Annotated in this window: 5 protein-coding genes; 1 reads left to right on the top strand and 4 read right to left on the bottom strand. The window is 68.0% G+C overall.

Annotated elements, in window-relative coordinates; all coding sequences use genetic code 11:
- The 4 genes from gatB to gatC all read right to left on the bottom strand — a co-directional run.
- The coding region (gene gatB, locus ABW137_RS11210; RefSeq protein WP_526399839.1) for an Asp-tRNA(Asn)/Glu-tRNA(Gln) amidotransferase subunit GatB at positions 1-1,241 on the bottom strand (1,241 nt) is incomplete at its 3' end.
- A 22-nt stretch (positions 1,242-1,263) separates the two neighbouring features.
- Positions 1,264-2,295 carry a 6-phosphofructokinase gene (locus ABW137_RS11205; protein ID WP_526399837.1) on the bottom strand — a complete coding sequence of 344 codons (1,032 nt, stop codon included), beginning with the start codon at positions 2,293-2,295 and terminating at the stop codon, positions 1,264-1,266.
- A gap of 71 nt (positions 2,296-2,366) precedes the next feature.
- Entirely contained in the window at positions 2,367-3,851 is a 1,485-nt protein-coding gene (gene gatA / locus ABW137_RS11200) for an Asp-tRNA(Asn)/Glu-tRNA(Gln) amidotransferase subunit GatA (RefSeq protein ID WP_526399835.1), read from the bottom strand.
- The gene (gene gatC, locus ABW137_RS11195) at positions 3,848-4,147 is read right to left on the bottom strand and encodes an Asp-tRNA(Asn)/Glu-tRNA(Gln) amidotransferase subunit GatC (RefSeq protein ID WP_526399833.1); all 300 of its coding nucleotides are present in this window, start codon (positions 4,145-4,147) and stop codon (positions 3,848-3,850) included. Before gatC ends, gatA begins: the two co-directional genes overlap by 4 nt.
- Positions 4,148-4,261: 114 nt before the next feature.
- Between gatC and ABW137_RS11190 the strand changes: the two genes are divergently transcribed.
- Positions 4,262-4,918: an ACT domain-containing protein gene (locus ABW137_RS11190; RefSeq protein ID WP_526399831.1), complete on the top strand. Its 657-nt coding sequence runs from the start codon at positions 4,262-4,264 to the stop codon at positions 4,916-4,918.
- The last annotated feature ends 2 nt before the right edge of the window (positions 4,919-4,920 follow it).

The following is a 4,920-nucleotide window of genomic DNA, read 5'->3' as shown; positions in this document are numbered from 1 at the left end:
CGAGCCAACTTGTTCGACAACTTGCCGTCGTCGACGAGCTTCACCACGGCGGCCACCTGGGTGGGCGAGATCGCCAAGGCGTCGATGTCGATCCCCGCCTCGTTGGCCTTCTGCACCAGGAAGTTGCCCCACCAGGCGCGGGCCGCTTCACTCGACGCCCCCGCGGCGACCGTCGCGCTCACCAGATTGAGCACTCCGTTGTTGACGAGGTCGCGCATCACCTCGTCGGAGATGCCCCATTCGGCCTGAATCCTGTTGCGCTGCAACCACGGAAGCTCGGGAATGGTGGCCCTCAACCGTTCGACGAGTTCGTCGCTGGGCGCGACGGGCTCCAGATCGGGCTCAGGGAAGTACCGGTAGTCCTCGGCGGTCTCCTTGCGACGGCCCGGGCTGGTGTAGCCGTCCTCGTGAAAGTGCCTTGTCTCCTGAATGATCTCGCCGCCGGCATCGAGAACGGCTGCCTGACGGCGCATCTCGTAGCGCACCGCGACCTCGACGCTCTTGAGCGAGTTGACGTTCTTGGTCTCGGTGCGGGTGCCGAACTCGGGGGCACCGACGAGCTTCAGAGAAACGTTGGCATCGCAGCGCATCGAGCCCTGGTCCATCCGCACGTCGGATACGTCCAACCCGCGCAACAGATCTCGCAAGGCGGTGACGTAGGCGCGGGCGATCTCCGGAGCCCGTGCGCCCGCTCCCTCGATGGGCTTGGTCACGATCTCGACGAGCGGCACCCCAGCCCGGTTGAAGTCGAGCAGCGACGTGGTGGCGCCCTCGATGCGACCGGTGTCGCTGCCAAGGTGAGTCAGCTTGCCGGTGTCCTCCTCCATGTGGGCACGCTCGATCTCGACGCGCCACGTCGTACCGTCGTCGAGCGGGGCGTCGAGGTAGCCGTTGACCGCGATCGGCTCGTCGTACTGGCTGATCTGATAGTTCTTCGGCTGATCGGGGTAGAAGTAGTTCTTGCGAGCGAACCTGCCCCACGGCGCGATGGCACAGTTCAACGCCAGGCCGATGCGGATCGCCGATTCGACGGCGGAGCCGTTGACCACCGGCAGCGATCCCGGCAGTCCGAGGCACACCGGGCAGACGTGGGTGTTGGGCTCGGCGCCGAACTCGTTGGCGCAACCGCAGAACATCTTGGTCGCCGTCGAGAGTTCGACGTGGACCTCCATGCCCATCACCGGCTCGTAGCGGGCGATGACCTCGTCGTAGTCGAGCAGTTCGGCAGACGCGACAGACATGACCCAATCCTAGTGAGGCCGATCAGCCGAAGAACTCGGCGGCGTCGTTGTAGCGGCTCTGCGGTACCAACTTCAGCTGCTTGACGGCCTCGGCGAGCGGCACCCGGCCGATTTCCTGCCCCCGCAGCGACACCATCATCCCGTATTCACCCGAGTGCGCGGCGTCGGCGGCGTTCACCCCGAAGCGGGTGGCCAGCACCCGGTCGTAGGCCGTCGGAGTGCCGCCTCGCTGCACGTGTCCGAGCACCGTGGTGCGCACCTCCTTCTTGATCCGCTTCTCGATCTCGACGCCCAGCTGGTGCGCCACACCGGTGAACTTCACGTGGCCGAACTCGTCGATGCCTCCGTCGCGGAGCATCATCGTGTCCTCGGCGGGCTTGGCACCCTCGGCGACGACGCAGATGAAGTGGGAGTCACCGCGGACGAACCGCTGCTTGATCAGACGGCAGACCTCCTCGACGTCGAACGGCTGCTCGGGGATCAACGTCATGTGCGCGCCCGAGGCCAGCCCCGCGCTCAGGGCGATCCACCCGGCGTGGCGACCCATCACCTCGACCAGCATCACCCGTTGATGGGATTCCGCCGTGCTGTGCAGTCGGTCGATCGCGTCGGTGGCGACCTGCAGCGCCGTGTCGTGACCGAACGTCACGTCGGTGCAGTCGATGTCGTTGTCGATGGTCTTCGGCACCCCGACGACGGGAACGTTCTCCTCGGAAAGCCAGTGCGCCGCCGTCAGCGTGCCCTCCCCGCCGATGGGGATCAGCACGTCGATGCCGTTGTCGTCCATCGTCTGCTTGATCTGATCCAGGCCAGCGCGCAGCTTGTCGGGGTTGACCCGCGCGGTGCCGAGGATGGTGCCGCCCTTGGCGAGCAACCGGTCGTTGCGGTCGTCGTTGGCGAGCTGGATGCGACGGTCCTCCATGAGACCCCGCCACCCGTCGAGAAATCCGACGACCGAGGACTTGTATCGAACGTCACACGTCCGCACGATGGCCCGGATGACCGCGTTCAGGCCGGGGCAGTCCCCGCCTCCGGTGAGAATTCCAATGCGCATCTACTTCACTGCTCCTCGCGTCCGCATGCTCGAAACACCTCTGCTCCTCGCGTCCGGTTCATCTTCCCTCGTCAGATCGCGGTCGGCAGCGGACCGCGGGCCGCCTCGTAGGCGGCGCCGACGCGGTAGAGCCGGTCATCGGCCAACGCGGGGGCCATGATCTGCAGGCCAACGGGCAGACCGTCGTCCTCGGACAGGCCGGACGGCACCGACATTCCGCAGTGCCCGGCGAGGTTCAGGGGCAGGGTGCAGAGGTCGAAGAGGTACATCGCCAGCGGATCGTCGACCTTCTCCCCCAACGGGAACGCAGTCGTCGGGGTCGCAGGCGAGACCAGGACGTCCACGTTCTGGTAGGCGCGCTCGAGATCACGTGCGATCAGCGTGCGCACCTTTTGCGCCTGGTTGTAGTAGGCGTCGTAGTACCCGGCTGAGAGGGCGTAGGTGCCAATCATGATGCGACGCTTCACTTCTGGGCCGAACCCGGCGGCGCGGGTCAACGCCATCACCTCTTCGGCGCTGTGCGTGCCGTCGTCGCCGACCCGCAGGCCGTACCGCATCGCGTCGAAGCGGGCCAGGTTGCTGGACACCTCCGACGGAAGGATCAGGTAGTAGGCGGCCATCGAGTGGTCGAAGTTCGGACAGTCGACCTCGGTGACCTCCGCCCCCAGTGCCGTGAGCTGGTCGACGGCGGCATTGAACGACGCCAGCACGCCCGGCTGATAACCCTCGCCGCTGCGCAACTGCTTGACGACGCCGATCCGGATGCCCTTGAGGTCGCCCGTCGCGCCCGCCCTGGCCGCGCCGACCACGTCGGGCACGGCCGCGTCCACCGAGGTGGAGTCCCTGGGATCGTGCCCGGCGATGACCTGATGCAGCAGCGCGGTGTCCAGCACCGTGCGCGAGCACGGGCCGCCCTGATCCAGGGACGACGCGCACGCGATCAGCCCGTACCGCGACACGGTCCCGTACGTCGGCTTCACCCCGACGGTGGCGGTCAGGGCGGCGGGTTGCCGGATCGAGCCGCCAGTGTCGGAGCCGATGGCAAGCGGGGCCTGGAACGCGGCGAGCGCCGCGGCGCTGCCGCCCCCCGATCCGCCGGGGACGCGGTCGACGTTCCACGGGTTGCGGGTGGGGCCGTAGGCGGAGTTCTCCGTCGAGCTGCCCATCGCGAACTCGTCCATGTTGGTCTTGCCGAGGATCGGGATCCCCGCCGAGCGCAACCGAGCCGTCACCGTGGCGTCGTACGGCGAGCGCCAGCCTTCGAGGATCTTGGACCCGCACGTGGTGGGCATGTCGGTCGTGGTGAACACGTCCTTGAGCGCCAGCGGCACCCCCGCCAACGGCGACGGCAACTCCTCGCCTGCGGCCACGGCGGCATCGATGCGGGCCGCCTCGGCCAGGGCGCCGTCGGTCGCGACGTGCAGGAACGCGTGGTAGCCGTCGTCGGTCGCGGCGATCTGGTCGAGGTGCGCCTGAGTGACCTCCGTGGAGCTCACCTCGCCCGACGCGATCTTGGCGCCGAGGGTCGCGGCATCGAGACGGATCAGGTCGCTCATTCGGCCTCTCCGAGGATGCGCGGAACGGCGAACCGTCCGTCGACGGCGTTGGGCGCGGCCGCGAGGGCCTCGTCCTGAGTGAGACTTGGGGCCACGGCATCCGGCCTTGTCACGTTGACGTCCTTCAAGGGATTGTCGGTGGCCTCGACCCCAGTGACGTCGACCGCCTGGATCTGGCCGACGTGCTCGAGGATGGCGTCGAGCTGCCCGGCGAAACTCATCAGTTCGCCGTCGGTCAGGGAGAGCCGGGCCAGACGCGCCAAGTGGGCGACGTCGTCCCGCGAGATCTTCGACACGACCACGAAGCCTAGTCATGACGGTCTCCGTGACGTGCGCCGCGTGCTCGTAGGCAGTGCGGTGCGCGGTTTCCGAGTCGCTCGGGTCCCGCCCTTCGTGAAACAGTGTTGCGCGTGCCGTCATATCTGCTGCGGGTCCAGCTGGAGGACCGGCCCGGCAGCCTAGGCTCCCTCGCGGTGGCGCTGGGGTCGGTGGGCGCCGACATCTTGTCCCTCGACGTGGTGGAGCGGGCGGCGGGCTACGCGGTCGACGACCTCGTCGTGGACCTACCCCCCGGCGCGATGCCCGACATGTTGATCACCGCGGCGGAGAAGCTCAGCGGCGTCTACGTCGACAGCATCCGGCCGCACACCGGTCTACTCGAAGCGCACCGCGAGCTGGAGTTGATCGACCACATCGCGGCCGCGCAGAAGCAGGACAAGCTGCAGGTACTGGCCGACGAGGCGCCCAAGGTGCTTCGGGTCGGCTGGTGCATGGTGCTACGACTCGGCGAGACCGGCTTGGGCATCGTCGCAGGCAGCCCGGGAGCACCCGAGACGGCCGCGGAGTCCGCCCCCTGGCTACCGCTCGATCATGCCGAGGCACTGGACGGCACCGCCGACTGGGTTCCTCAGATCTGGCGCGACTTCGACACCACACTGGCCGCGGCGCCGCTCGGCGACCATCACACCGCCGTCATCCTCGGACGCCCCGGCGGGCCGGCCTTTCGCCCGTCGGAAGTGGCGCGGCTGGGCTACCTTGCGGGGATCGTCGCCACGATCCTGCGCTGACG

This window comes from Mycobacterium sp., from assembly GCF_040509115.1.
Lineage (GTDB): Bacteria > Actinomycetota > Actinomycetes > Mycobacteriales > Mycobacteriaceae > Mycobacterium.
The sequence above is the reverse complement of the archived record's forward strand: the minus strand, read 5'-3'. Positions and strand labels throughout refer to the sequence as shown.